The organism is Endozoicomonas sp. ONNA2 (genome assembly GCF_024606365.1).
GTDB lineage: Bacteria > Pseudomonadota > Gammaproteobacteria > Pseudomonadales > Endozoicomonadaceae > Endozoicomonas.
Map to the genome: position 1 here is coordinate 1 of NZ_JAHHPO010000016.1, position 3,294 is coordinate 3,294.

Annotated in this window: 3 protein-coding genes; 2 read left to right on the forward strand and 1 reads right to left on the reverse strand. The window is 49.9% G+C overall.

All coding sequences use genetic code 11. The features are described 5' to 3' along the window. Window positions 1-1,095: SbcC/MukB-like Walker B domain-containing protein (locus tag KDK14_RS00200; RefSeq protein ID WP_306671408.1), on the forward strand; the 1,095-nt coding region annotated here is incomplete at its 5' end. A gap of 13 nt (window positions 1,096-1,108) precedes the next feature. Then, window positions 1,109-2,335, forward strand: coding sequence for a sodium/glutamate symporter (gene gltS / locus KDK14_RS00205; protein WP_257262999.1), 1,227 nt, complete (start codon window positions 1,109-1,111; stop codon window positions 2,333-2,335). 72 nt (window positions 2,336-2,407) lie between these two features. On the opposite strand, the gene KDK14_RS00210 is transcribed toward gltS, so the two are convergent. After that, a complete protein-coding gene (locus KDK14_RS00210) occupies window positions 2,408-3,082 on the reverse strand; it encodes a Fic family protein (protein ID WP_257263000.1) in 675 nt (224 codons plus the stop codon). Window positions 3,083-3,294 lie beyond the last annotated feature (212 nt).

Sequence of the window (3,294 nt, forward strand, 5' to 3'; positions counted from 1 at the left end):
TTTGGCCAGAAAGTCGTCAGTGAGGAGCGACAGCGACTCAAGTCACTGGTGGTGGCAGCAAAGGCAAAGTATCAACAAAGCCAGGCCCAGTCGAAAGCCATTGATGACAAGCTGGGTCAGCTGACCGGCATCCTTCGCCAGCAAACCATAGAACAGGAGGCATTGGGCGAAGCGCTGACCATCGCCGAAAGAACCTGGCAGACATCATTAAATGACAGTCCATTCCAGGACAGCGGGCAGTTCCAGCAAGCACTGCTGGATAAAGAGGAGCGGAAAACACTGACTGAGCTGAAACAAACGATTGAACGACAGCTGCATGAGGCAAAAGGCAAACTTGCCTCGGCACAAGCCAACCTGAAGGCACACTATCTCAAGGCAGACAATCCCAAGGCACAGAATGAACAACCAGCGACTACACTGTCATTGGATGAAGTAACTGAAAGACTAGCCGAACTGGATAACCGTATTCGTTTAATCAATCAACGACAGGGTGAAATCACCCAGGCGCTGAAAGATGACGACGAAAAACGTCTTGGCCAGGCCAGCCTGTTCAAGGATATTGCGGCGCAGGAGCATCAATATCAGGTCTGGGCGCAACTCGGTGGCCTGATTGGCTCCAGCAAAGGCGACAAGTTTCGTAAATTTGCCCAGGGCCTGACGCTGGATCACCTGATTCTTCTGGCCAACCGGCAACTGGAACAGCTTCATGCCCGCTATCTGCTTAATCGCAGGGGCGAAGAACTCAGCCTTGAAGTGCTGGATACCTGGCAGGGTGACTCCGCACGGGATATCAAAACCCTGTCCGGCGGTGAAAGCTTTCTGGTCAGCCTGGCGCTGGCCCTGGGACTTTCAGACCTGGTCAGCCACAAGACCCGTATCGACTCGCTGTTTCTGGACGAAGGGTTTGGCACACTGGACCAGGAAACCTTGGAAACCGCACTCAGCGCCCTGGATAGCCTGAATGCCAGTGGCAAGATGGTCGGTATCATCTCCCATATCGAGTCCCTGAAGGAAAGGATTCCCACCCGGATAGAAGTGATAAAAGAAACCGGACTGGGTTATAGCAAACTGGATAGACGCTTTGCCTGTATCTGAATGTTGAGGGTTTATGAATCAACTACTGACTGTTGGCGCGCTTGAGTCATTCCTCATCGCCATTTTTGTGCTGTTTCTGGGGCACTTTATCAATGCCCGGATTCACCTGTTGAAAAAGTTCAACATCCCTGAGCCCATTGTTGGTGGGCTGATCGTGGCCGGTGTTATTGCCTGGCTACACGTCAATGGTACCGACATCGAGTTCAACCTGCCCCTGCAGAACACCTTTATGCTGATGTTCTTTGCCACGGTGGGCCTGGCCGCCAGCTATACCCAGCTGATTAAGGGTGGGGCCAAGGTGCTTGTCTTCCTTGCGGTGGCGTCAATCTACATCGTGATGCAAAATGGCCTGGGGATGTCACTGGCCACCCTGCTGGGGCTTGACCCGCTGATGGGATTAATTGCCGGATCAATCACCCTTTCCGGTGGTCACGGCACCGGTGCTGCCTGGTCCCAGACCTTCCAGACTGTATACGGCATGCACAATGTACTTGAGATTGCCATGGCTTCGGCCACCTTCGGCCTGATCATGGGCGGTATTATTGGCAGCCCGGTGGCCCAGCGACTGGTGGACAAACATGGCCTGAAATCCCGATACGGCAACACCAACAGAACCCATGATCAGTTTCCTGAACTGGTGACGTATAACGAAAATGAGGAAGACAAAGTCACCTCAAAAAAGATGATTGAATCACTGTTCATGATCCTGATCTGTGTGACCGGGGCCAAATATCTGGAAATCTGGGTCAACAGCTTCGAGGTCAAATGGCTGATGATTCCGGATTTTGTCTATGCCCTGTTTATCGGCGTCATCATCACCAACACGCTGGAAGTCACCAAAGTCAAAAAGCTGGATATTGAAACCATCGATGTGCTGGGCACCGTTTCCCTGGCCCTGTTTCTGGCCATGGCCCTGATGAGCCTGAAGCTCTGGAATATTCTCGATCTGGCCATCCCGATCCTGATCATCTTGCTGGCACAGTCCGCCATGCTGGCCATCTTTGCCTATGTGGTGACCTTCAGGGTGATGGGGAAAGACTACGATGCGGCAGTGATTGCCAGCGGTCACTGTGGTTTTGGCCTGGGGGCCACACCCACGGCGGTAATGAACATGGGCTCCGTCGTTAACCGCTTTGGTCCTTCACCCCAGGGATTTATGGTTGTGCCTATTGTCGGGGCCTTCTTTATTGATATTGTTAACCTGATTATTCTGCAGGCTATATTGTCGATTTTTGGTTAATCAATTATTCGTTATGTTCACCTTGCTGGAAACGTCTTATCCAGGGCGTGTCATTCTCGGGATCCTTTTTCGTTAACCGTTCGGTTGGAAGTTCTCAATGATTTTTTCGTGAATGCACGATCTCAAAAACTTATTCATCTCAGTCATTTCTGCTGTCGCATAGAAATCCAGCATCAACTGATTAAACTCTTTCTGTCGCTTTGCTGGTACATTGATAATTGGAAACCCATAAGTAAGCAGAAGACCATTCATCATGAATCGCCCCATGCGCTTGTTCACATCCCAGAAAAACTGTGCTCTTGCCATTCTCAGAAAAGCAGTCATTGCCAGATCATAAACATCATTACAAGCAGCAATTTCAGACTCAACCTCTACCCATACATGATCAAGGTCTTTAGGGGAAGGGGGTTCGTACTCAGATCCGCTGATGGTTACATTACCCGTGCGAAAGCCTCCCCACTCCAGGGATTCTTCTTTTCCGGCAATGCTGTGAATAGATGAGGCAACATCCTTTGAAAAAGAGAACTGATCCTCAGAGACAAGAGAAAACAGATGTTTCCATGCAGCAGCCTGATTCAAGGCCATATTCTGATCGCTGATTTTGTGACCACCAACCGTGATGCCGTCTAATAGCGTCTGAACTTCTGGCAAGGTCATTGCGACCCCTTCAAGATTTACTGCATTATAAACCAGAGAAGGAATATCCCGAACGGCAAGTTGCCTGGCCATCGCACGATCAGGGTTCATTCCCCAAACTGTATCTTTTGCCGCTGTCATTTGTGCATCTCAAGGGTCGTGTTGGAGTTTTTCATATTATATCTGCATGACTTCTGATCGTCATGGCGTAGACTGTTGAGGCAACGGGTTCTCATCCAAAAACTCTGCAGCGGGTCAGGGTCAGGTCTTTCTTAGTGCACAACTTTTGTCGTTTACAGAGATAAAAGAAGATATTTTAATAC